Annotated in this window: 19 protein-coding genes; 9 read left to right on the top strand and 10 right to left on the bottom strand. The window is 76.2% G+C overall.

Annotated elements, in window-relative coordinates; genetic code table 11:
* Nucleotides 1–13 precede the first annotated feature (13 nt).
* From ACIRS1_RS14455 to ACIRS1_RS14445, 3 genes are all read right to left on the bottom strand, one after another.
* The gene (locus ACIRS1_RS14455; RefSeq protein WP_402839363.1) at nt 14–1,465 is read right to left on the bottom strand and encodes an MFS transporter; all 1,452 of its coding nucleotides are present in this window, start codon (nt 1,463–1,465) and stop codon (nt 14–16) included.
* Nucleotides 1,462–2,079, bottom strand: coding sequence for an ArsR/SmtB family transcription factor (locus tag ACIRS1_RS14450; RefSeq protein ID WP_402839361.1), 618 nt, complete (start codon nt 2,077–2,079; stop codon nt 1,462–1,464). The genes ACIRS1_RS14455 and ACIRS1_RS14450 overlap by 4 nt, the downstream gene beginning before the upstream one ends.
* A 201-nt stretch (nt 2,080–2,280) precedes the next feature.
* Entirely contained in the window at nt 2,281–2,967 is a 687-nt protein-coding gene (locus tag ACIRS1_RS14445; RefSeq protein WP_360211466.1) for an ATP-binding protein, read from the bottom strand.
* A 359-nt stretch (nt 2,968–3,326) separates the two neighbouring features.
* Here ACIRS1_RS14445 and polX point away from each other — a divergent pair, with 359 nt between their 5' ends.
* Nucleotides 3,327–5,054 (top strand): DNA polymerase/3'-5' exonuclease PolX, encoded by a 1,728-nt coding sequence (gene polX / locus ACIRS1_RS14440; RefSeq protein ID WP_402839359.1) that lies wholly within the window; start codon nt 3,327–3,329, stop codon nt 5,052–5,054.
* 79 nt (nt 5,055–5,133) lie between these two features.
* Here the strand turns inward: polX and ACIRS1_RS14435 are convergent, their stop codons facing one another.
* Together ACIRS1_RS14435 and ACIRS1_RS14430 are read right to left on the bottom strand one after the other, a co-directional pair.
* Nucleotides 5,134–6,003 (bottom strand): carbohydrate kinase family protein, encoded by an 870-nt coding sequence (locus ACIRS1_RS14435; protein ID WP_402839357.1) that lies wholly within the window; start codon nt 6,001–6,003, stop codon nt 5,134–5,136.
* Between the two features lie 11 nt (nt 6,004–6,014).
* Entirely contained in the window at nt 6,015–6,980 is a 966-nt protein-coding gene (locus tag ACIRS1_RS14430) for a pseudouridine-5'-phosphate glycosidase (RefSeq protein ID WP_402839355.1), read from the bottom strand.
* 144 nt (nt 6,981–7,124) lie between these two features.
* Between ACIRS1_RS14430 and ACIRS1_RS14425 the strand changes: the two genes are divergently transcribed.
* The 4 genes from ACIRS1_RS14425 to ACIRS1_RS14410 all read left to right on the top strand — a co-directional run bounded on the left by ACIRS1_RS14425 (nt 7,125) and on the right by ACIRS1_RS14410 (nt 11,979).
* The gene (locus ACIRS1_RS14425; RefSeq protein ID WP_402839353.1) at nt 7,125–8,027 is read left to right on the top strand and encodes a LysR family transcriptional regulator; all 903 of its coding nucleotides are present in this window, start codon (nt 7,125–7,127) and stop codon (nt 8,025–8,027) included.
* Between the two features lie 199 nt (nt 8,028–8,226).
* Nucleotides 8,227–9,891 carry a peptide-N4-asparagine amidase gene (locus ACIRS1_RS14420; protein ID WP_402839351.1) on the top strand — a complete coding sequence of 555 codons (1,665 nt, stop codon included), beginning with the start codon at nt 8,227–8,229 and terminating at the stop codon, nt 9,889–9,891.
* A 596-nt stretch (nt 9,892–10,487) separates the two neighbouring features.
* On the top strand, nt 10,488–11,042 hold the full coding sequence (locus tag ACIRS1_RS14415; protein ID WP_402839349.1) for a hypothetical protein: 555 nt from the start codon (nt 10,488–10,490) through the stop codon (nt 11,040–11,042).
* 172 nt (nt 11,043–11,214) lie between these two features.
* The gene (locus ACIRS1_RS14410) at nt 11,215–11,979 is read left to right on the top strand and encodes a (2Fe-2S)-binding protein (protein ID WP_402839347.1); all 765 of its coding nucleotides are present in this window, start codon (nt 11,215–11,217) and stop codon (nt 11,977–11,979) included.
* Between the two features lie 124 nt (nt 11,980–12,103).
* On the opposite strand, the gene ACIRS1_RS14405 is transcribed toward ACIRS1_RS14410, so the two are convergent.
* The 5 genes from ACIRS1_RS14405 to ACIRS1_RS14385 all read right to left on the bottom strand — a co-directional run bounded on the left by ACIRS1_RS14405 (nt 12,104) and on the right by ACIRS1_RS14385 (nt 18,800).
* Nucleotides 12,104–13,156: a hypothetical protein gene (locus tag ACIRS1_RS14405; protein WP_402839345.1), complete on the bottom strand. Its 1,053-nt coding sequence runs from the start codon at nt 13,154–13,156 to the stop codon at nt 12,104–12,106.
* Between the two features lie 200 nt (nt 13,157–13,356).
* Complete coding sequence (locus ACIRS1_RS14400; RefSeq protein WP_402839343.1) at nt 13,357–14,937, bottom strand: alpha-amylase family glycosyl hydrolase; 1,581 nt, start codon at nt 14,935–14,937, stop codon at nt 13,357–13,359.
* 268 nt (nt 14,938–15,205) lie between these two features.
* Nucleotides 15,206–15,847, bottom strand: coding sequence for a bifunctional 4-hydroxy-2-oxoglutarate aldolase/2-dehydro-3-deoxy-phosphogluconate aldolase (locus tag ACIRS1_RS14395; RefSeq protein ID WP_402839341.1), 642 nt, complete (start codon nt 15,845–15,847; stop codon nt 15,206–15,208).
* Nucleotides 15,844–17,469 (bottom strand): amidohydrolase family protein, encoded by a 1,626-nt coding sequence (locus tag ACIRS1_RS14390; RefSeq protein ID WP_402839339.1) that lies wholly within the window; start codon nt 17,467–17,469, stop codon nt 15,844–15,846. Before ACIRS1_RS14390 ends, ACIRS1_RS14395 begins: the two co-directional genes overlap by 4 nt.
* Nucleotides 17,469–18,800 (bottom strand): alanine racemase, encoded by a 1,332-nt coding sequence (locus tag ACIRS1_RS14385; protein ID WP_402839337.1) that lies wholly within the window; start codon nt 18,798–18,800, stop codon nt 17,469–17,471. The genes ACIRS1_RS14390 and ACIRS1_RS14385 overlap by 1 nt, the downstream gene beginning before the upstream one ends.
* A gap of 125 nt (nt 18,801–18,925) precedes the next feature.
* Here ACIRS1_RS14385 and ACIRS1_RS14380 point away from each other — a divergent pair, with 125 nt between their 5' ends.
* From ACIRS1_RS14380 to ACIRS1_RS14365, 4 genes are all read left to right on the top strand, one after another.
* On the top strand, nt 18,926–20,029 hold the full coding sequence (locus tag ACIRS1_RS14380) for a sugar kinase (protein ID WP_402839335.1): 1,104 nt from the start codon (nt 18,926–18,928) through the stop codon (nt 20,027–20,029).
* A 154-nt stretch (nt 20,030–20,183) separates the two neighbouring features.
* Entirely contained in the window at nt 20,184–20,933 is a 750-nt protein-coding gene (locus ACIRS1_RS14375) for an IclR family transcriptional regulator (RefSeq protein WP_402839333.1), read from the top strand.
* 26 nt (nt 20,934–20,959) lie between these two features.
* Nucleotides 20,960–21,367, top strand: coding sequence for a RidA family protein (locus ACIRS1_RS14370; protein WP_402839331.1), 408 nt, complete (start codon nt 20,960–20,962; stop codon nt 21,365–21,367).
* Between the two features lie 145 nt (nt 21,368–21,512).
* Complete coding sequence (locus ACIRS1_RS14365) at nt 21,513–22,232, top strand: DUF2470 domain-containing protein (RefSeq protein WP_402839329.1); 720 nt, start codon at nt 21,513–21,515, stop codon at nt 22,230–22,232.
* Nucleotides 22,233–22,452: the final 220 nt, after the last annotated feature.

Genomic DNA, 22,452 nt, shown 5'->3' with positions numbered 1-22,452 from the left:
GGCCGACCGCGGCTCAGTGGACCGGCACCGTCTCCCGTTCGGCCCGGCCGGCCGGGACCTCCGCGTTACAGCCGCGGTCCCGGTCCCGGTCGCGGTCCCGGTCGCGGTCCCGGTCGCGGCGGCCGTCCATCTCGCGCCACTCCGGGCGGAGGCCGGCGAGGTTGGTGGTGGCGAAGTACAGCAGACCGCCGGCGACCAGGGTGGGTATCAGGCCGACCAAGGCGATCGCCGCGCCGGCGAGGAGACCGCCGAGGGGGATGCCGGCCCAGGCGAGGGAGTCGCCCAGGGCGTGGACGCGGCCGAGCAGGTGGCGCGGCACCCGCTCGAAGAGGACGGCGCCGAGGATCGGGTTGAGGAAGCCGGAGCCGAACCCGCCGACCGCGAAGACCGCGAGCACCACCCACATCGGTGCACCGGCGGCGAGCACCAGGAAGCGCGGTGCCCCGGCCAGCAGGAACCCGGCGAAGAAGACGGCCCGGCGGGGCAGCCGGTGGGCGACGGCGGCGGCGATCAGGCTGCCGGCCACGGCGGCGATGCCCATCGCGCTGGCGGTCAGGCCGATCGCGGCCGGGCCGTTCCCGGACTCCCGCGCCCAGACCGGCACCAGGACCGTCATGAACCCGGCGTCGAGCAGATTGGTGATGCCGACCATCACGATCACGGTGAGCAGCAGCGGCTCGGAGCGCAGGAAGGCGAGGCCCTCCCGGAACATCCGCCAGTAGCCGGTCCGTTCGGCCTCCTCCGGCACGGGAACACCCCCGGAAGCACCCTCGGCAGCGCCCCCGTCCGGGCTCCCCGCCGGGCTCCCGGACGCGGCGGCCGGGACCCCCGGGACCGCCGCCCGGCCCATGCCGCGGGGCAGCGCGAGAGCGATGACGAGGGAGCCGAGGGCGAAGGTGGCCGCGTTGACCGCGAGCCCCGCCATCGGGCCCGTCAGCGCGACCAGCCCGCCGCCGACCGCCGGCCCGACCGTGGACGCCAGCCGTTCGGTGACCCCGGACAGCCCGGTGGCCCGCTCCAGCGGCACCCGGGCGGCGTCGGCGGCCTCCGGGACCATGACCGACTTGGCGAGGTCCCCCGGGCCCCGCATCGCGCCGATCACCGCGACCACCGCCAGCAGGAGCCAGAACGGCAGCAGCCCCTGCGCGTGCAGCAGCGGGACCAGACCGGCGGCGACCGCACTCACCGCGTCCGTCGTCCAGGACACCACGCGCGGGCCGAGGCGGTCGACCAGCGGCCCGGTCAGGGCCTTGACCAGGACGTAGGGCGTCATTTCCGCGAAGGCGACCAGGCCCGTCATGGTGGCACTGCCGGTGGTGGCGAGGACGAACCAGGGCAGGGCGATCGCGGAGATCCGGGTGCCGGTCAGGGAGACGGCGGTGGCGGCGAGCACCCCGGCCAGCGGCCGGAGGCTGCGCGCGGACGGTGCGGCGGTGGCCGCCCCGGTGGTCGCGGCGGCGGTCATCGGGGCTCCTCCGCCGCGGGCTCGGCCTGGGGCTCGGGCAGCACGTGCAGGACCACGGCCACCGGCTCGGCGCCCTCCGGCGCCGGACCGGCGGTGTCGACCCGGCGGTACCGGCCGATCACGGTGGAGAGTTCGGCGGAGAGCTGCTCGGCCTCGGCCGGGGTGATCAGCAGCACGAGGTCGCTCAGGTCGACCGTCCTGCGCCAGTCGCGCGGCATCGTCTCGAAGGCGTCCAGCGCGCGCTGGCCGAGCAGGGTGTGGGCGGCCAGGACGGACCGCAGGAAGCCGACGGCCGTGTCGGGCTCCTCGTCGGCCAGCTCGTCGCCCGTCCAGACGGTGAGCGGGTGCGAGGACCGCCACCAGCGCTCGCGGGCGTTGCCGCGCTCCGGATCCTCCTCGACGAATCCCGCGGCGGCGAGCTGGCGCAGGTGGTAGCTGGTGGCCCCGGAGTTCAGGCCCAGCTGTTCGGCCAGCCTGGTCGCGGTGGACGGCCCGTGCTTGCGCAGCAGCCCGACCAGCTGCATCCGCACGGGGTGGGCCATCGCCCGCATGCCCCTGGCGGTGAGGACGGCGTGCGGGTCGTCGCTGTGCTTCCAGCCGCTTTCATCGGTCATGGCAGGAGCGTACGACCGCAAAGGACTCTTTGCAAAGGGTTTTTTGCGAAGGCCTCTTTGCGGTTCGCTCCTCGGCGGCCGGCTTCCCCGCGGTCAGCTCCCCTGCGGCCGGCTTCCCCGCGGTCAGCTCCCCTGCGGCCGGCTTCCCCGCAGTCAGGTTCCCGGCGGCCGGCTTCCCCGCGGGCGCGGCGTTCCCCCGGCTCAGTCGTGCGCCACCGCCAGCAGCAGCACCACCGTCAGCCCGCCGCCGGGCGTCGGCTCGACCGCGACCCGCCCGCCCGCCGCCAGCACCAGGCTGTGCACCGTGGGCCCGACCGGCCCGTCCGGGCGCACGCCCGCGAGCAGCCACTCCCGCGCCTCGGGCAGCGCGTCCGTCCCCCGGTCGGACACCCGTATCTCCACCCGCCCGCGCGGGCGGGCCGCCGCGCCCAGCCCCGCCGCCACCAGCTCGTCCGCCGCCGGCCCCGGCCCACCCGCCACCTCGGCCCGGACCAGCACCCGCCCGCCCGGCGGGTTGCGCCGGACGGCGTGGTCGACCAAGCCCGCCAGCGCGGCCTCCAGCCGGCGGGCGTCCCCGGCCACCACCGGCAGCCCGGGCGCGACCCGGACCGTCACGGCCGCGGCGCGGCCGCCGCCGCGCACCACCCGGCGCACCACCTCGGCCACCTGGACGTGCCGTGCCCGCGGTTCGCAGCCGCTCTGCCGGCCGGTCCAGCCCAACCGCTCCAGCTCCGGCCCGGACAGCGCCCGCGGCCCCGCCATCGCCCCCGGGTGGAAGGGCCCCGGGGCCTCGTCCACCGCCCCGCCGCCGGCCCGTCCCGGAACGCCCCGGGCGCCGAGCGCCCGGGCCCCCGACGCGACGTAGCCCCAGAGCTTCCCGCGTGCCATCGCCCTGCCCCTCGTGCTTCTCCGGCGGCCGTCCCCGGTACGGCGGCCCACCGCTGCGGGCCGCTTCCCAGGCCCTCCTGCCAGCCTGCGCCTCCCCCGCCCCGGTGACAATCCGGCTCGGGGGCCGGGGGCCGCGCGCCGCCCCCGCCGAGCGGCCGGTCGGGCACCCGCCGACCGGCGGGGCGGCCCGTCGGAACGGGCCCGACCGGTCTCGGGACCCCTCCGGACCGCACCCGGCGGCCTGGTGGAGGTCTCGTGGAGGAGTGCCGGAGGACCCGCGCAGGAGGGTCCGGCGGCGGGCGGCGGCGGCCCGGACCACGCCCCGGGCCGGGTCCCGGGGCAGGACCTAGACTGACCCCATGCCCCGGCTCAACGACCAGGTGCGGGAGCTGCTCCAGGAGTACGCCGACCTGATCAACATCACCGGTGGGGACGCCTTCCGGGCCCGCGCCTACGAGAAGGCCGCCCGCGCGGTCGGCGGCCACGCCGAGGACCTCGCCGGCCTGGACGCCAAGGGCCTGCAGCGCATCCCCGGGGTCGGCAGGTCCACCGCCGAGAAGGTCGCCGAGTACCTGTCCACCGGGAGCATCACCGCCCTGGACGAGCTGCGCGCCGAGATCCCGCCCGGCGTGCGGGAGATGATGGCGGTGCCCGGCGTCGGCCCCAAGCGGGCCCTCGCCCTCCACCGCGACCTCGGCCTCGCCTCCGTCGACGACCTGGCCGCGGCGGTCCGCGCCGACCGGCTGTCCGACGTGGCCGGGTTCGGCGAGCGCAGCGGCGAGAAGATCCTGCACGGCATCGAGGTGATGCGGCAGTCCGGCGGACGCAGCCTGCTCGACGCGGCCACCGAGCTCGCCGAACAGCTCGTCGCCGCGCTCTCCGCCGTCCCCGGCTGCACCCGCTGCGCGTACGCGGGTTCGCTGCGCCGGATGCGCGAGACGGTCGGCGACATCGACGTGCTGGCGACCGCCGGCGACTCCGCGCCGCTGATGGCCGCGCTGACCGGACTCCCGTACGTGGCCGAGGTGATCGGCAGCGGGCCGACCAAGACCTCGGTGCGCACCACCGGGGGCGTGCAGGTGGACCTGCGGGTCGTCCCCGAGGAGGACTGGGGCGCGGCGCTCCTCTACTTCACCGGCTCGAAGGCGCACAACGTCAGGCTCCGCACGATGGCCGTCCGGGCCGGGCTGAAGCTCTCCGAGTACGGGCTGTTCGAGGTCGACGGCGGGGCCAAGGTGGTCTCGGCGACCGAGGAGGAGGTCTACGCGGCGCTCGGCCTGCCCTGGATCGCGCCGCCGCTGCGCGAGGACCGGGGCGAGATCGAGGCCGCCCTGCGCGGCGAACTCCCGGACCTCGTCCAGGAGTCGGACCTGCGCGGCGACCTGCACACGCACACCGACCTGACCGACGGACTGGCCACCCTGGAGGAGATGGTCGACACCGCCGCCGCCCGCGGCTACTCGTACTACGCCGTCACCGACCACGCCCCGGACCTGGTGATGCAGCGGATGACCGACGAGAAGATGCTCGCGCAGCGCGAACGGCTGCGCGCCCTCGCCGGCCGCCACCGCCGGCTGCGCCTGCTGCACGGCACCGAGCTGAACATCGGCCCGGACGGCGGGGTGGACTGGCCGGCCGACTTCCTGGCCGGTTTCGACGTCTGCGTGGCCTCCGTCCACTCGCACTTCACGGCCGGCCGCGACGCCCAGACCCGTCGGCTGATCCGTGCCTGCGAGAACCCGTACGTGCACGTCATCGGCCACCTCACCACCCGGCGGATCGGCCGGCGCGGGCCGATCGACGTCGACCTGGACGCGGTGTTCGCGGCCGCCGCGCGCACCGGCACCGCGATCGAGGTCAACAGCTCCCCGCAGCGCCTCGACCTGCGCGACGAGGACGTGCTGCGGGCGAAGCGGCACGGCGTCCGATTCTCGATCGACAGCGACGCCCACGCCACCGGCCAGCTCGCCTACCCGCGCTTCGGCGTCGGCACGGCGCAGCGCGGCGGGCTCACCGCCGAGGACGTGATCAACACCTGGCCGTGGCAGCGGCTGAAGCGCTTCCTCCGCAAGGACGCGCTGCGCTGAGCCGCACCACCCCGCGCCGCGACGGCCGCCCCGCCCCGAACGACCCCGGCCCGTCCCTGCCCGAACCGCCGCGAACCGCTCACCCCCCGGCGAACGAGGCCCCCGGCGAGGCGAGCACCCGGGCCGCCGTGCGGTGCCCGAGCGCGGCCGCCCCGGAGAGGTCGCCGGTCTCCAGGAACCCGGCGAGGAACCCGGCGGCGAAGGCGTCCCCCGCGCCGGTGAGGTCGCGCACCTCGCTCACCGGTGGCACCGGCACGGTGCGCAGCGCCTTCCCCGGCGCGTCGACGGTGGTCGGCTCGGCGCCCGCCTTGGTGACCACCGTGGTGGCCGGCAGCCCGGCCCGCTCCGGCCCGGGCAGCCCGCCCGCCAGCAGTCCGAGGAACTCGGACTCGGAGCGGTTGGCGAACACGAAGGTCGGTGCCAGCCCGGCCAGCAGGGCGAGGAAGCGCTCCCGCCCGTACCGCTCCAGCATCCCGGTGGAGGAGGCGTCGACGGAGGTGGTGCCGCCGGCCCTGCGGACCCGGGCGAGCGCGTCCACCGCCGTGCGGCCGACCGGATCGCCGTCGAAGGAGTAGGCGGGCACGTGGAGGTGGGTCAGGCCGGCCAGCCATGCGTCGGGCACCCGTTCCAGCAGCGTGGCCGCGCCGCGGTCGGGCAGCATGGTCCGCTCGCCGTCCGGATCGATCAGGACCACGACGCTGCCGGTCCGGCCGCGCCGCTGCACCCTCACGTCCACGCCGTGGCCGGCCAGTTCGGCCACCACGGCGTCGCCGACCGGGTCGTCGCCGACGCAGCCGAGGAACCGGGCCGGACACCGCCCGGCGGCGAAGCCGGCCACGTTGGCCGCGCTGCCGCCGCGACGCCGGAACACCCGGGCCGGCGAGTCGGTGCCGTGGCGCAGCGGCCCGTCGACCCAGACGACGACGTCCTCGACGAGGTCGCCGAGCACCCCGAGCACGGTCAGGCCCCGGTCTTCGCGGCCGCCGCGAGGGCGGTGGCGATCTCGCCGCCGAGCCGGACGTTGCCCCGGTAGACCTCGACGTTGACCTCCAGGCTGCGGCCCCCGGTGTCGCGCTGGATGTGGTCGAGCAGGAACGGCGTGGCGGCGTTCCCGGTGATGCCCCGGCGTTCGGCCTCGGCCCGGGCGCGGGCCAGGATGCCGTCCAGCTCGTCCGGCGGCAGCTGCTTGGCCGGGTCGACGGGGTTGGCGATCAGGACGGCCTGCGGCAGCCCGAGGGCGTCCCGGGCGTCGATGACCCGCGCGGCCTCCTCGGGCGAGTCGACGCGGTAGGCGATCTCGTGGCCGGAGTCGGTGACGTAGAAGCCGGGGTACCGGCGGGTCCGGTAGCCGATGACCGGGACGTTGTAGGTCTCGAAGCGCTCCAGGGTGGCCCGGATGTCGAGGATGGACTTCACGCCCGCGCTGATCACGGTGACGGGCGTGGCGGCCAGGGTGGTCAGGTCGGCCGACTCGTCGAAGCTCTCGGACGCGCCGAAGTGCACGCCGCCCAGGCCGCCGGTGGAGAACACCCGGATGCCGGCGCGGTGGGCGAGAAAGGCGGTGGCGGCGACGGTGGTCCCGCCGTGCCGGCCGAACGCGGCGACCACGGGCAGGTCGCGCAGGCTCACCTTGTCCAGGCCGTCGGTCGCGGCGAGCTCGGTGATCTGCTCGGTGGTCAGGCCGACGGTGGGCACCCCTTCGTGCACGCCGATGGTGGCCGGCACGACGCCCGCGTCGCGCAGCTGCGCCTCGGCCGCCAGCGCGACGGCCAGGTTGCGGGGCCGCGGCAGGCCGTGCGTGAAGATCGTCGACTCGAGGGCGACGACGGGCCGGCCGTCGGCCACGGCCCGGGCGACCTCGTCCGCCACGTGGACGGCCCGCGGGGGGCCGCCGGCCTCGGGAGTGCTGATGGGCAGTCCGGTCATGATGCGGTCCTCCTGTGAGGTGCCACCGGGACGGGGCGACGTGCCGTTCAGCGTATGGACCGTCCGCATCGGAATCCAGAATGAGTCCCGGGGCTTCCGATAGCCTCCCGGCTATCGGTCACGGGCGCGAACTAGTCTTCGGGCATGGGTCTCACCTTGCGTCAGCTCGAGGTCTTCCTCGCCGTCGCCGACACGCTGCACTTCGGCCGGGCCGCGGAACGGCTGCACATCTCGCAGCCGACGGTCAGCCAGGAGGTGGCCCGGCTCGAGCGGGCCGTCGGTGTCGAGCTGTTCGACCGCAGCCGCCGGTCGGTCGCGCTCACCGGGGCCGGCGCGGTGATGGCCGCGGAGAGCGGCCGGCTGCTCGGGCAGGCGGAGTCGCTGCTGGCCCGGGTGCGGCTGCACGAGGAGTCCCGGCTGCGGACGGCCCGGATCGTGGCCTCGCCGAGCGTGGTGAACCGGCTGCTCCCCGCCGTCGTCAGCCGGGCCGAGCTGGAACTGCCCGCCCTCACCACCGCCGAACTCGCCGTCGACACCGGGCAGGTCTCCGCCACCCTGGCCGCCGAACTCGCCGACATCGGCCTCGGCCGGTTCCTCGACGAGGCGCCCGGCTACCGTCTGGAGCGGCTCGCCGACGAGCCGGTGCGGGTCGCCCTCGGCCGGGACCATCCGCTGGCCGGCCGGGCCGCCCTGCACCTCGCCGAACTGGGCGACCTGCCGCTGCTGTCGTGGCCGCGCGAGCAGCACCCGCGCTACCACGACCACGTCCTCGGCCTCTGCGCGGAGCGCGGCGTCGACCCGCCGGTGCTGGTCAGCCCGCCGCGGATCGTCGGGTCCCGGCTGTACCTGCTCGCCCGCAACCGCGCGTTCTCGCTGGTGCCCGGTTCGATGACCGGCCACCTCACCGGGGACGTGACCACCGTCCGGCTGGAGGGCCGGGCCACCCTGCCGCTGGAGATGCAGTGGCGGGCGGACGACCGGCGCCCGCTGCTGGGCGCCCTGCGCGACCTGTTCCGGCAGGAGGCCGCGGCCCTGGCGGCGGACTGAGCCCCCGGAGCGGCGGAGGGCGGCACGGGCCGAACACCTACCCCCCGACCACCGACCCATTGACCACCGGCCACCGACCACCGACCACCGGCCGCCACCCCGGCCCATTGACGCTGCCATGCCAGCACCGGAAGGATGCCCGGATCACCCACCCGGCCCGCGGCGACGCCCGCCGGCCGCCCGACCCCGGGGATCCGCCTTGGCCGTCCGCCCCCTGCTCCGCCGCGCCGCCGGCTTACTCGGCGCCGCCGTCCTGACGCTCGCCGGCACCCTCACCGCCGCCGGCCCCGCCCGCGCCGACTTCGGCACCGACTACCACGACCCCGTCACCGCCACGCAGCCGCTGACCCGCCCCGACACCCGCTCCTGCACCGTCGAGGTGATGCACGACCAGCCGTTCCGCAACGGCTACGGCAACCCGCCCGACACCCCGTACACCGCCACCCTGACCCCGCCCGCCGACTGCGCCGGCCCCTGGTCGGCCGTGGTCATGGATCTCCACGGGCAGGTCGCCGGGCGGCAGTTCGACCGGATCTTCAGCGTCCGCGTCGGCGGCGTCCAGGTGCTGCTCTCCTCCACCCCCGAACCGTCCAAGGACGGCATCGAGTGGAGCCTCGAACACGACGTCACCCGCTACGCCCCGCTGTTCACGGCGGGCCCGCAGCCCTTCTCCTTCGACCTCGCCAACGTCACCGACGCCACCTACACCGGCGTCTTCACGATCAGCGCGAGCCTCACCTTCTACACCGCCGACCGCCACCGGCCGGCCGTCCGCACCGCCGACCGGCTGCTCACCACCGGCCCGTTCGCGCTCACCCAGGCCGCCCCCACCGCCGGCCGCGACCTCACCTTCCCGCAGAACCTGGAGCGCCTCACCGCCGAGGTCTACACCCGCGGCGGCGGCGCCTGCGAGGAGTTCGCCTACGCCTCCGCCCCGGACGCCTTCGTCAGCGCCAACCCGGGCCTCGGCGCCTGCGGCAAGGGCCCGTTCCGCGAGCTGCGGCTGACCGTCGACGGGCGCACGGCCGGCGCCGTCTGGCCCTACCCGGTGATCTACACCGGCGGCTGGGACCCGCTGCTCTGGCGGCCCGTGCCCGGCGTCTTCGCCTTCGACCTGCCCGCCTACCGGCTCGACCTCACCCCCTACGTCGGCCTGCTCGTCGACGGCCGCCCGCACACCGTCGGCATCGGCGTGAACGCCGCCGAGGCGCAGAGCAACGACGTCTGGACCGGCCAGGTCAACCTGTTCGCCGACGTCGACCACGGCGCCGCCCGCACCACCGGACAGCTCACCGACCACCGGGTCGCCGCCGAGGCCACCGTCGGCACCGACCTCACCGACCACGGCGGCGGCAGCGGCGACTGGACCGTCACGGCCGGCCGCCACGACCTCGCCCGCGGCTGGGTCCAGACCTCCCACGGCCGGGTCACCACCGAGGTCCGCGACGACCTCGCCTTCCGCTCCGCCCAGCAACTGCGCGACGGCGGGAACGACATCACCCTGCACAACGGCACCGACCTCACCCGCACCACCACCAGCTGGGGCGGCGGCCCGCGCCGCACCACCACCGTGCACGAGGGCGAACCGCTGGACGTCGGCTACCGGACCACCCACGACGCCGCCGGCAACACCGACCAGCGGACCACCATGGACCTCGGCTACCACCGCGAGGCCACCACGGCCACCGGCGGGCACGTCACCGAGCGCTCCACCGTCGACCACACCCTGCGGCCCACCGCCCACCGCCACGACGGGGACACCACCGTCCGCACCGGGACCAGCACGGAGGACTACCGCAGCACCGGGCCCGGAGGGCCGTACCACCGCACCCTCGGCTTCGTCGACGGGTGGCCCGCGCCGTAGGACGCGCCCGACGGGCGCCCGGGAACGCACGATCCGCCCGGGTTGCGAAAAACGCCCGATTCCAGGCCGTCGACCCCTGGTGCACCCGGCGTGGGAGGCGCATGATGGGAGTGGACCTGCGAGGTAGCTGAAGGAGTTCGACCGCAGGAGGCAGTGGCGACAGATCGAGACGGATCAGGGTCTGCCGCTGGCACTACCTCGGTCGACGATCGAACTGCCGGCCGGAGGGCGTGACGCCCGGAGGCCACCCCCACCTCGCAGGTTCCACGCGTCCACGGGGCACCCCCTCGGCCCCGTGGACGCCCTGCGTCCAGGCCGTCCGACACCGGAGCGGGGCGGGGCGGGACGAGGGAATCCGCGACACCGTCCGCGCGTTCACGCCGATCCGCCGCGCCCGCCGCGCCCCCGTGTCCGCCGTGTCCGTGACCAGGCCTGACGGCGGGACGGCGGCTCTCCCGGGGGAGGCCGCACTCCTCCTCGCGGTGGAGCCCGAGGCCGCCGACTCCCCTCCCCGGCGGGAGGTGCGGCCGCACCCCTTGCGACGAGAGTGGTGGCACCGGAACCGGTCCCCATCCGTCGAGAAGGACGAACCCGCCATGAACCGTCGCCCCGCCGTCACCGCGGCCGCCCTCTGCCTGCTGGCGACCGTCGCCGCCGCCGTTCCCGCCGCCGCGGACCCGACCGGTGCGGCCCCGGCCGGCCGGGGCGCCGCCGGGACGGCCCGGCTGCACGGCACCGGCGGAACCGTCCTCACCGCCGCGTTCGGCGACTTCGCGGGCGACCCGGTCCGCTTCGAACTGGACGCCCGGGCCGACGTCAACACCGACCCCCGGACCACCCGCGGGCACTTCCACGTCCGCCACGTGCACACCGACGGGCGGCTGGTGGCGGACTTCGAGGGGGACGTCACCTGCCTGGGCGTCGGCGGCCGGGAGGCCATCGCCACCGGCGTGATCACCAAGGGCGATGCGCCGTGGTTCCCGGGCCTCACGCTGGTCGGCCAGAAGGTCGCCGTCTCGGTCGAGGACGACGGGCCCCGCGGGGACCGGCTCGGCTGGGTCTGGGGCGCCTTCGGGCTGCCGGTCGCGGACTGCCAGGGCACGGTACCTTTCATCCGCACCACCGGTGGCGACTTCACCGTGCGCGGCTGAGCCACCCCCGCCGGGGCCTCCCGTCGCCGCGCGGCGCCACCGCCCGCCCGAGCGCCCCGGAGGACCACCCGATGCCCGTCGACCGCCCGATCGAGCCCCGCCCCGCACCGGGCGCCGCCCCCGGGCCCACCGACCCGGGCGCGGGGGTCACCGACCTCACAGGGGAAGGCCGGTGACCCCCGCACCCGACCGCCCGCCCGTCGACTACGGGCGGCTCGCCGCCGTCGGACCGTACTTCGCGCTCGACACCCCCACCGCACCCGACCAGGGCCCGCCGCCGGGCTTCCGCCCGCTGGCCGACCTGTTCGGCACCGGCCCGGACGCTCCGCTGGCCGGGCGGATCCGGGTGGTGGCGCAGCGGCTGGGCACCGCCGAACCACGGGTCGCGGCGTCGATCCTGCACCTCGGGCTGGCCGCCCGGTTCTGGTCGGTGGGGCTCGGGTCGGCCGTGCTGCTGGGGACGGTCCCGACGCTGGAGCGGGCCTGGACGCGGATCCCGGACCAAGGGCCGATCGACCTCTGGACGCCGCCGGAGCCCGCACCCGCGACGCCCCCGCCAGCCGGCACGACCGGCACGCCGGACAGCCTCGCCGACCGGCTGCACCGGACCGTCCTGACGGACCGGCTGGAGCCGCTGGCCGCGGCGGTCCGGGCCGCCGTGCCGCTGTCCGCGGGGCTGTTGCTGGGCAACGCGGCGTCCGCACTGGCCGGCACCCTGCGGGTCCTGGACGCGCACGCCCCGGGCCGGGCCCGGGCGCTGGTCGCCGAACTGCTCGCCCGTCCGCCGCTGGCCGGGACGGGCACGCTGCGCACCGGGCCGCACGGCGCCGCCTTCCGTCGTTCGAGCTGCTGCCTGTACTACCGGGTGGGGCCGGGCGCCGGGGTCTGCGGCGACTGCTGCTTCACCCGGCCACCCGCACCGGCCCGGCGCGGCTGAGGCCCGCCGGGCCCGGACGGCTCGCCCACGGCCCCGCGTCCGGCCTGTCCGGGGCCGGGCGCGGGGCCTTCGGTCCCACCCGGCGCCGGTGCCCGCGGCCCGGGTGGAGCCTCTCGGCGGGCGGTCAGACCGCGACCGCCTCCGCCAGTTCCTCCTCGCTCTCGGCCGCCGTCCCGACCGGGCGGCGCCCGCGCCGCTCGGACCACCCGGCGGCCGCCAGCACGGCCCCGCCCAGCACCAGCCAGACCGCCAGCGTCAGGACGTGCCCGCCGAGGCCCGCACCCCCGTCGAAGTAGAGGATGTCGCGGGCGCCCTCCAGGAAGCCGGCGCCGGTCCAGAACCCGTGCAGCGCACCGAAGAAGGCGTTCTGCAGCTCGGGCCGGTAGATGCCGCCGGAGGTGGTGAAGTTCAGCATCACGAACAGCACCATCAGGGCCAGCGTGGTCCACTTCTTCAGGAAGGTGTGCAGGCCGACGCCGATGGTCACCACACCCGCCGAGTAGAGCCAGCCGAGCGCCCAGACCGCGGCCCGGTCGTGGTCGACCACGTGGAAGACCGGGCCCGCCGTGACGATCCCGATCACGCTCACCACCAGGGACACCGCGAGGCCGGCCAGCGCCCGGGTCCGCAGGCTCAGGCCGGCGCCGGCGGCGCCGATCGCCGCGACGCTGGCGTAGGAGCCGATGCTCAGCGCGACCAGCAGGAAGAACAGGCCCTGGCCGGTCGGATCGCCCTCGGCCGGCGTGGTGAGGTCGGTGACGTGCAGCGGGACGCCCTGCCGGTCGGTGACCGTGCTGAACACGGCGGTGGCGGCGACCACCGAGGTCTCCGAGTTCCCCTTGGCGACGACCAGTTCGGGGCGGTGCGCGTCCGGGACGAAGGCGCCGACCAGGGTGCGGTCGCGCAGCTGCTGCTCGGCGGCGGCCCGGTCGGGCAGGGTACGGACGTCGAGGGCGTCGCCGGCCTCGGCCCGGACGGCCCGGGCCAGACCCTGCGCCTGCGCGTCGGTGCCGACCACGGCGACCGCGAGGTGGCGCGGCTCGGGCTGGTGGAAGGCGCCCTGGTAGGCGAGGGCCATCCCGAGGCACATCAGCAGCGGGGTGATCAGGTGCGTGGCGAGGTGCTTGAGCGCGTGCCCCGGGGTGGGCGGCGCGGCGGGGGTCTGGGGTGTGCTCATGGCGTGCTGGCCGCCCTCCGGTGGGATCGATGCAGGACTCGCGGATGGCGGACGCCACCAAACCAGGTGGTAAATGCAACCATCTACGGATGTAGCTTACAACTATCCGACATCGACCGGAAGCCGGGCCACCCCCGCCACCCGGCTACCCCGCCACCCGGCCGGCCCCGGCCCACCGGCCGCACCCGCCGGCCGCGGCGTCAGCCCAGGTCGAACACCCCGTACGAGAACCCGTCCGCCCGCAGCTCCCCGTCCACCACCCGCACGCCCTGCACGTCCAGCGGCCGCGCCGGACCGTCCGCGAGCCGCACCGACCCCGGCTCCCTGCGCGGGTTGACCGCCACCAGGTACCGACCGGACCGGACGTACACCAGCGGGTACCCGGCGTGCCGGGCCTCCACCCCGCCGGACGCGCCCAGGCCCGGGTGCGCCCGGCGCAGCGCGATCAACCGCCGGACGGTGTGCAGCAGCGAGGTCGGGTCGGCCCGCTGGGAGAGCACGTCCGGCCGCCGCGGGTCCGGGTCGACGGGCAGGTAGAGGCGCGCGGGCGGCGCGCTGGAGAAGCCCGCCGCCGGTCCGGGCCGCCACTGCATCGGCGTGCGCGAGCCGGCCCGGTTGTACCGCGGGCCGAGCACACTGCCCTCCACGTCGGGCAGCCCGGGCAGGTAGCGCATGCCGATCTCGTCGCCGTAGTAGACGGCCGGCAGGGTGGGCCAGGTGAGCAGGAACGCGAAGGCCGCGGCGAGCTGCTCGGCGGTGCGCGGGCCGGTGGCCAGCCGGGAGAAGTCGTGGTTGGCGGTGGGCAGCGCGATGTAGCCGCCGCCCTCGGTCAGTTCGGCGGCGGAACGCCAGGCGTCCAGGAAGGTCTGCGGGGTGCCGCGCCCCTCGGCCTCGAAGTAGCAGGGGCCCTGCCGCCAGAACTCCTCGACCGTCCCGGCGCCGTTGTTCCACAGCGACCGCAGCGGCAGGCCGTGGTCGGCGCCCCCGAAGTGCAGGAAGAAGTCCGCGTGGAAGCCGGCCGCGACGGCCGCGGCCGGGTCGCCCCACTCGGCGAACAGGGCGGCCTGCGGGTGCGAGCGGTCGAGCCAGTCGCGGACGCCGGTCCACAGCTTGGCGGTCTCCACCAGGCCCGGGTCGTCCTTGACCAGCGAGTAGGCCATGTCCACCCGGAAGCCCGCGATGCCGAGGCCGAGCCAGTGCGCCATGATGCCGCGCAGCGCCGCCCGGTTGGCCCGCGGCCCGTCGGCGTCCACCGACTGGCGCCAGGGCTCGGCGGAACTCGTCCGCGCGTAGCCGAAGTTGAGTGCGGGTTGGCAGTCGAAGAAGTTCGGCCGGTACCAGCCGGTGCGGCTGCCGGGCGAGGCGACGAAGCCGTCCACCCGCTGCTCGGACCAGATGTAGCGGTGGTCGGCCGGGTCCTCGGCGGAGGCCAGGAACCAGGGGTGGCGGTCGGAGGTGTGGCCGGCCACCAGGTCGAGCAGGATCCGGATGCCCAGGCGGCGGGCGGCCTCGACCAGCTCCACCAGGTCCTCGGTGCGGCCGTAGCGCGGGGCGGGGGTGAGGTAGTCGGTGACGTCGTAGCCGGCGTCGCGGAACGGCGAGGCGAAACAGGGGTTGAGCCACACGGTGTCGACGCCGAGCCAGGAGAGGTGCTCCAGGTGCTCGGTGATCCCGGCGAAGTCGCCGATGCCGTCGCCGTCGGAGTCGGCGAAGGTCTGCGGGTAGATCTGGTAGAGGACGGCGTCGGCGAGCCAGTCGGGGCCGGGGCGGGTCGAGGTCATGAACTGGTCCTCCTACCTGGTCCGGGGCCGGGGCCGGATCCGGGGGCCGGGTCCGACGGGCCGGGGCTGGAGCTGGGGCCCACCGATTCTCGTCCAAACCCGGCCGTCCCGACAGCCCGCCGCCCCGACGGCAGGCCGGGCAACCCCTGACCGACGCCCGCCGCCGCCCGACCGCACGCCGCCCCGCCGCCTACCGCGCGCACGCCGGCCCGCCGTCTACCCCACGCCGGCCGCCCCGCCGCCTACCGCGCGCACGCCGGCCCGCCGGTTACCCCACGCCGCGGCCGGCGCCCTGCGCGCACGCCTCGGTGAACGCCCGGGCCCGCCGGGTGATCCCCGACCAGTCCCCGGCCTCGACCGCGTCCGGCGGCACCACGTCCGTCCCCGCGCAGACCGCGAGCGCCCCCTGCGCCAGGAAGTCCGCGGCGTTGCCCGCGTTGACCCCGCCGGAGGCGACCAGCCGGACGTCCGGATAGGGCCCGCGCAGGTCCTTGAAATAGCCGGGGCCGAAGGCCCGGGCCGGGAAGATCTTGACGGCGGCGGCGCCGAGGTCCACGGCCCGGGCGACCTCGGTCGGGGTCAGCGCCCCCATCACCAGGGGCACTCCGGCCTCCTGCGCGGCCCGGGCGACCTCGGGCCGGCAGCCGGGCGTCACCAGGAAGGACGCCCCGGCGTCGACGCCGCGGACGGCCTGTTCGGCCGTCAGCACGGTGCCGACGCCGACCCGGTGGCCGGCCCGGGCGGCCCGCCGCAGGTGGTCCACCACGTCCGTCGTGGTGTAGGTGAACTCGGTCCAGCCGATGCCGCCCTCGGCGAGGGCGGCGCAGAGCGCGGCGGCGTCCGGGATGTGGTGGGCGCGGACCACCGCGATCACCTGGTTTTCCTCGTGCAGGGCGGAGAGGGAGGTCATCTGGCCTGGGTTCCTCGGTCGGTGCGGCGCAGGGCGCGTCCGGGCCTGGCGCCCGTGGTGCGGCCCTGCCGGACGACGGCGGTGCCGTTGACGTACACGTGCTCGACGCCCTCGGCTGGGCGCCGGGGGTGCTCGAAGGTGGCGGCGTCCCGGATCCTCGCCGGGTCGAGGAGCACCAGGTCCGCGTGGTGGCCGGGGGCGATCCGCCCGCGCCGGTGCAGGCCCAGCCGGGCGGCCGGGCGGCCGGTCATCCTGGCGACGGTCTCCTCCAGCGTCAGGACGCCCAGCTCCCGGCCGTAGTGGCCGAGGTAGCGGGGGAAGGTTCCCCAGGCGCGCGGGTGCGGCCGGGCACCGACCAGCAGTCCGTCGCTGCCGACGGTGTGCACCCGGTGGCGCATGATCGCCCGGACGTTCTCCTCGTGCCCGACGTGCTGGAGGATCGTGGTGGCCAGGTCGTCGCGGCGCAGCAGGTCGAGGAAGACCTCGGTGCCGCCGCGCCGCTGCTCGGCGGCGAGTTCGGCGACGGTCCGGCCGACGCTGTCCGCGAGCGCGGGCGAGCGCACGCCGGAGATCTGGATGGTCGCCCAGTCGGTGACGACGCCGTGGCAGCCGTCGCTGCCCTTCTCCTCCACCTCGTACCGGATCCGTTCGCGGACCACCGGGTCGGCGAGCCGGTCCAGGGTCGCCTCCGGGCCGCCCTCGGTGGCCCAACCGGGCAGCAGGGCGGCCAGGGTGGTGGATCCGGGCAGGTACGGGTAGCTGTCCAGGGTGAGGTCGACGCCGTCGGCGAGGGCCTGGTCGACGAGGGCCAGCAGGTCGCCGGCCCGGCCCCGGTTGACGTCGAAGTTCATCGTGGCGTGGGTCAGGTGGAGGCCGCAGCCGGTCCGCCGGGAGATCTCCACCATCTCCGCGTACCCCTCCAACGCGCCCGCACCGTAGGAGCGTTGGTGCGGTGCGTGGAAGCCCCCGTAGGCCGCGACCACCAGGCACAGTTCGACCAGCTCGGCGGTGTCCGCGTAGCTGCCGGGGGTGTAGCTGAGACCGCTGGACATGCCGACCGCGCCGTCGAGCAGCCCCTGCGCCAGGTGCTGGCGCATCCGGTCGAGTTCGGCCGGGGTCGGCGGCCGGTCGGCCCAGCCCATGGCGAGGGTCCTCAGCGTGCCGTGCGGGACGAGGTAGCAGGCGTTGACGGCCGGGCCGGTGCGGTCGAGCCGGTCCAGGTAGTCCGCGACGCCGCGCCAGTCCCAGTCGAGGTCCGCCGGATCACCGTTCCAGCCGGCGAGCTGGCGGCGCAGCAGCGGCAGGGTGGTGTCGTCCACCGGGGCGTAGGACAGGCCGTCCTGGCCGAGGACCTCGCAGGTGACGCCCTGGGTGACCTTGGCCGGGTGCTCGGGTTCGAGCAGCAGGGCGAGGTCGGAGTGGGCGTGCATGTCGATGAATCCGGGGGCGAGGACGAGCCCGTCGGCGTCCACCACCGCGGGGGCGCCGAGGCCGTGGCCGATCTCGGTGATCAGGCCGTCGGCGATCCGCACGTCCGCCCGGTAGCGGTCGGCCCCGGTGCCGTCGACGACGGTCGCGCCCCGGAACACGACCGCCCCGGGCGCCGGTCTGCCGCCGGCCATCAGAAGAACGTCCTGACCAGGCCGGTGACCTTCGGCTCGGCGGCGTCGGCGGAGTCCAGCACCGGGATCGCCGTCCACCGGTCGAAGGCGGTGCACGGGTGCGAGACGCCGAGCCGCAGCACCGCGCCGACCGGAGCGAGGTCGCCCGCGTCGCGCAGGAAGGCGTGCTGGTCGTTGAGCGCGGTGATCCGGGCCGCCGTCCCGGTCAACCGGGCTCCGCCGCGGACGAGTTGCGGCTCCGGCAGGCCTTCGTCGAAGGGCAGGTCGCGCTTGCCGGCGTCCAGCAGGGCCAGCTGCGGCTCGGGGCGGGAGACCACCCGGGCCCAGCCGTGCAGCGCGCCGCGGAAGGGCGTCGCGCCGGCGCCCCGGACCAGCGGAGAGATGCCCCGGTAGAAGCCGTCGTCGTGTGCGACGTAGGCGCCGGAGCGCAGCACCACCATGGCGTCCGGCAGTGCCGTCAGCTCCTCGACGACCAGGTCGAAGTAGGCGCTGCCGCCCGCCGAGACCACGGGTCGGGCGTCGTCGGGGTAGGCGCGGGCGAGCCGGCCGTGCAGCTCGGCGAGGGCCCGGAGGTAGCCGCGGACGGTGGCCAGTGCGTCGGCGGTCGCGTCGTGGGCGAGGGCGCCCTCGTAGCCGCCGACGCCGGCGAGGCGCAGGGTGGGGGCGCGCAGCACCGCGGCGGCGATCTCGACGGCCGCGTCCACGCCGCGGGCACCGGTCCGCCCGCCGGGGCCGCCGAGTTCGACGAGGACCTCGACCGGCCGGTCGGCCCCGGCGGCGCGCAGGGCCCCGTCCATCAGCCGCACGCTCTCGGTGGAGTCCACCCAGGAGACGAGGGCGAAGGCCGGGTCGGCGGCCTGTTCGGCGGCGAGCCAGGCGAGTCCGGCCGGGTCGATCAGGGTGTTGGCGAGCAGGATCCGCTCGACGCCGAAGGCCCGGGCGACGCGCACCTGCGGCAGGTTGGCGAGGGTGATGCCGTGGCTGCCGGCGGCGAGCTGCGCCTGCCAGAGCGCGGGCGCCATGGTGGTCTTGCCGTGCGGGGTGAGTGCGACCTCGGCCTCGGCGCACCAGCGGGCCATGGTGCGGATGTTGTGGTCGAGCGCGGCGCCGTCCAGGGTGAGCAGCGGGGTGCCGAGCCCGTCGAGGGTCGGTCCGGTGGCCAACCAGTCCCGGACGCTCCGCGCGCCGGCGGCGTCTCCGGGGTACCGGGCGGGGGGAGAGTCCGACGGGGCGGCCTTGAACCGCCAGTCGAGCGTCTCGTCGGCGAGGGCCGCCACCGCGGCGTCGTCGATGCCCGGCCCGGTGCCGGGGCTTGCGAACGTCTGCTCCACCGTCTTCCTCCATCTGCCATGTTGCAACATATGCAATGAGGGTTGCACATGCTGGCATCACGGTTCTAGCATCGGCGCCGGATCACGGTCAACGGAACGGCCGCCGCAGACGAGGAGCCCAGCTGATGCCGCGACAGGACACCCCGGGCCCGAGCCGCCCCGGGCCTCCCCCGACGGCCGTCTGCGTGGGCGAGTCGATGGCCGTCCTGCTCCCGGACCGCCCGGGCCCGCTGGAGGCGGTGGACACCTTCCGGCTGTCGGTCGGCGGAGCAGAGTCCAACGTGGCCGGCGCGCTCGCCGCGCTCGGCGTTCCGACCGCCTGGATCAGCAGGGTCGGTGACGACGGCTTCGGGCGGCGGCTGCTCGCCGAGGTCGCCGCCCGCGGCGTGGACGTCTCGGCGGTCGCCGTGGACCCGGCCCGCCCGACCGGCCTCTACCTCAAGGAGGTCGGTGGCGACAGCGGCCACCGCCACGACCTCGGGCCCGGCCGCAGCCGGCTGCACTACCACCGGCGCGGCTCAGCGGCCGCAGCGCTCTCGCCCGCCCTGCTCACCGACCCGGCGGCCGCGCGCCTGCTGTCGGGTGCCCGACTGCTGCACCTGTCCGGCATCACCGCCGCGCTCTCCGACGACTGCCTGGCCCTGCTGCGCGCCCTGCTCGCCGCCCCGCGCCCGGGCCGGCTGATCAGCTTCGACCTCAACTGGCGCCCCGCGCTCTGGCACGGCCGCGACCCGGCCGTCCTGCCACCGCTGCTGGACGCCGCCGACCTGCTGCTGCTCGGCGCCGACGAGGCGGAAGCCGCCTTCGGCACCGGGGACCCGTCCGCGCTGCGCCGGCGCTTCCCCTCCCCCGCCACGGTCGTGGTCAAGGACGCGGCCCGCGTCGTCACCGCCCTGGAGCGGGACGGCACGGCGGTGGCCGAGCCGGCGCTGGCCGTCGAGGTGGTCGAGGCCACCGGCGCGGGCGACGCGTTCGCCGCGGGCTACCTGGCCGGCACCGTGCGCGGCCTGGACCAGCGCCGTCGGCTGCGACTCGGCCACCTGAGCGCCGCCTGCGCGCTGACGGCCCACGGCGACCAGGCCGAGCTGCCGCCCGCCGCCGTCGTGGCGGCTCTGCTCGACGCCTCGCCCGCCGACTGGGCGGCGACCCGGGTGTGCGCACGGGGCATCTCCGGCCCGGCCGTCCCCGCGGGCCCGGCCCGCACGGCCCGGTGGGCACGGGCAGAATGAGCAGCGATCCCGGCCCCCGCCGCGGCCCCGGCCGGCGCCGCGCTCCCGGCGCGTCCCGCGTTCCCGGCGCGTGCGGCGCTTGCGGCGTCCGCGACGCACTCGGCGCCCCCGGCCCGCGCCGCGATCCCAGCCCGAGCCCTCCGAGCGGAGCACGATGAGCCAGACCGTCACCCGCGCCCTGCGCATCCTCGCCGAACTGGGCGAGGGCGAGCGCTCCCTCGACCAGCTGGCCGAGGTGCTCGGCGTCCACAAGACGACCGTGCTACGACTGCTCCAGAGCCTGGAGGAGGAACGGTTCGTCTACCGCGACGCGGGCTACCGCTACCACCTGGGCGCCGGCCTGTTCGCGCTCTCCGGCCTGGCGCTGGAGCAGCGCGGCGTGCGCCGGATCGCCGCCCCGCACCTGGCCGAGCTGAACGCCGCCACCGGCCAGACCGTGCACCTGGCCGCGTACGAGGGCGGCGAGGTGGTCTACATCGACAAGTTCGACTCCCGGCACCCCGTCAGGATGTACTCCCGGATCGGCCTGCGCGCCGCCCTGCACAGCGCCGCCGTCTCCAAGGTGCTGCTCGCCGACCTGCCGCTGCCGGAGCGCCGCCGGGTGGTCGCCGGGATCGACTTCACCCCGCACACCGCCCGCACCCTCACCACGCCCGAGGCGCTGCTCGCCGAGCTGGAGCGGGTGGCCGCCCAGGGCTGGGCGCAGGACCACGCCGAACACGAGGCGTTCATCAACTGCGTGGCGGCGCCGATCCGGGACGTCACCGGCCGGGTCGTCGCCGCCGCGTCCATCTCCGTCCCGGACGTCGTGCTGCCCTACGAGCAGGTGCTGGACCTCCTCCCGCAGCTGCTCGCCACCGCCCGCGCCGTCTCGGCCGACTGCGGCCGCCCGGACCGCACCTGACCGACCGCCAGAACACGAGGAAGCCGATGACCGACAAGACCGAGATCCGCACCGACGGCGCCCCCGCACCCGCCTGGACGTTCTCCCAGGGCGTCCGCAAGGGCCCGATCCTCCAGGTCTCCGGCCAGGGCCCGCAGGACCCGGCGACCGGCGAGTACCTGTACCGCGGCGACGTGCGGGCCCAGACCCGGCGCACGCTGGAGAACGTCAAGGCGATCGTCGAGGCCGGTGGCGCGACCATCGAGGACGTGGTGATGTTCCGGGTCTACCTCACGCAGCGGGCCGACTTCCCGCTGATGAACGAGGTCTACGCGGAGTTCATCGAGGAGAACGTGAGGCCCGGCGGGGTGAAGCCCTGCCGGACGACGGTCTTCGTCGAGCTGCCGCAGGAGCCGATGCTGGTCGAGATCGACGCCCAGGCCGTGATCGGCTGAGCGCCGCCGCCCGGACGGAAGGGCCCGGACGCCCCGCGCGTCCGGGCCCTTCCGCGCACCGCTCGGACGGCGCGGACGGGGCGGCACTTGCCACACCCTCCCGCGATGATTAGGTTAGGCTCACCTAACCAACTGGAGGTCCGTCATGAGTCTGCCCACCGACGACGCCCCGGTGCCCGAGCCCACCACCGCCGAACGGGTCCACAGCCTCCTCGCCGCGACCTCCTCGCTCACCGTCCGCGCCCTCGGCGAGCACCACGACCTGGACACCCCGGTCTCCGTCCACGGCTCCCGGCTGCGCCTGCGCGCCCCGCTCGGCTCCCCGCTCTCCACCGCCGCCGCGCGCGAGACCGACGGCCTCGCGGTCGTGCTCGACGTCACCGACGTCTCCCCCGTCGCCGTCCGCGACCGGATCCGGGCCCGTCTCACCCTGGCCGGCCGGCTGCACCTGGTCCACCTCGCCGACGACGGCATCAGCGTCCACCTGCGCGTGGACGTCGCCCACGCCGTCCTGTCCACCCCGTACGGCACCGGCGCCCTCACCGCCGCCGACCTCGCCCACGCCGCGCCCGACCCGCTGGCCCGGTACGAGGCCGCACTGCTCACCCACCTCGCCGACGACCACGCGGACGCCGTCGCCGTCCTCACCCGACTGCTCGACCCGGCGCTGCTCGCCGGGCGGCCGGACGTCCGGCCGCTCGCCCTGGACCGGCACGGCCTGGTGCTGCGCCTGGACCACCCGCACGGCCACCGCGACGTCCGCCTGGTCTTCCCCGAACCCGTCGCCGACACCGAGGAGTTCGGCCAGCGGGTGCACGAGCTGCTGAACGCCGCGGAGCAGGGCCTGCCCGTCCACCGGCTCTGAACCCGCAGCCCGGCGAACGGCACCCGACAGGCGGCAGGCGGCCGTCCGCCGGGCAGCACCCGGCGGACGGCCGCGGGGCCGACGTCACACCCCCGGCGCCGTCCGCCCGTTGCGCGCGCCGGCGCCGGAAGCGGAGACGCACCGGGAACGCCCCCGGGAACGCCCCTGGAAACGGCGGCGGAAACGGCAGCGGCCGGCCCGGCTCGCGAGGGAGGTCTCG

The organism is Kitasatospora sp. NPDC101176, from assembly GCF_044768035.1.
Taxonomy (GTDB): Bacteria; Actinomycetota; Actinomycetes; order Streptomycetales; family Streptomycetaceae; genus Kitasatospora.
Note: the sequence above shows the minus strand (reverse complement) of the source record. Positions and strands in the feature narration are given on the sequence as shown.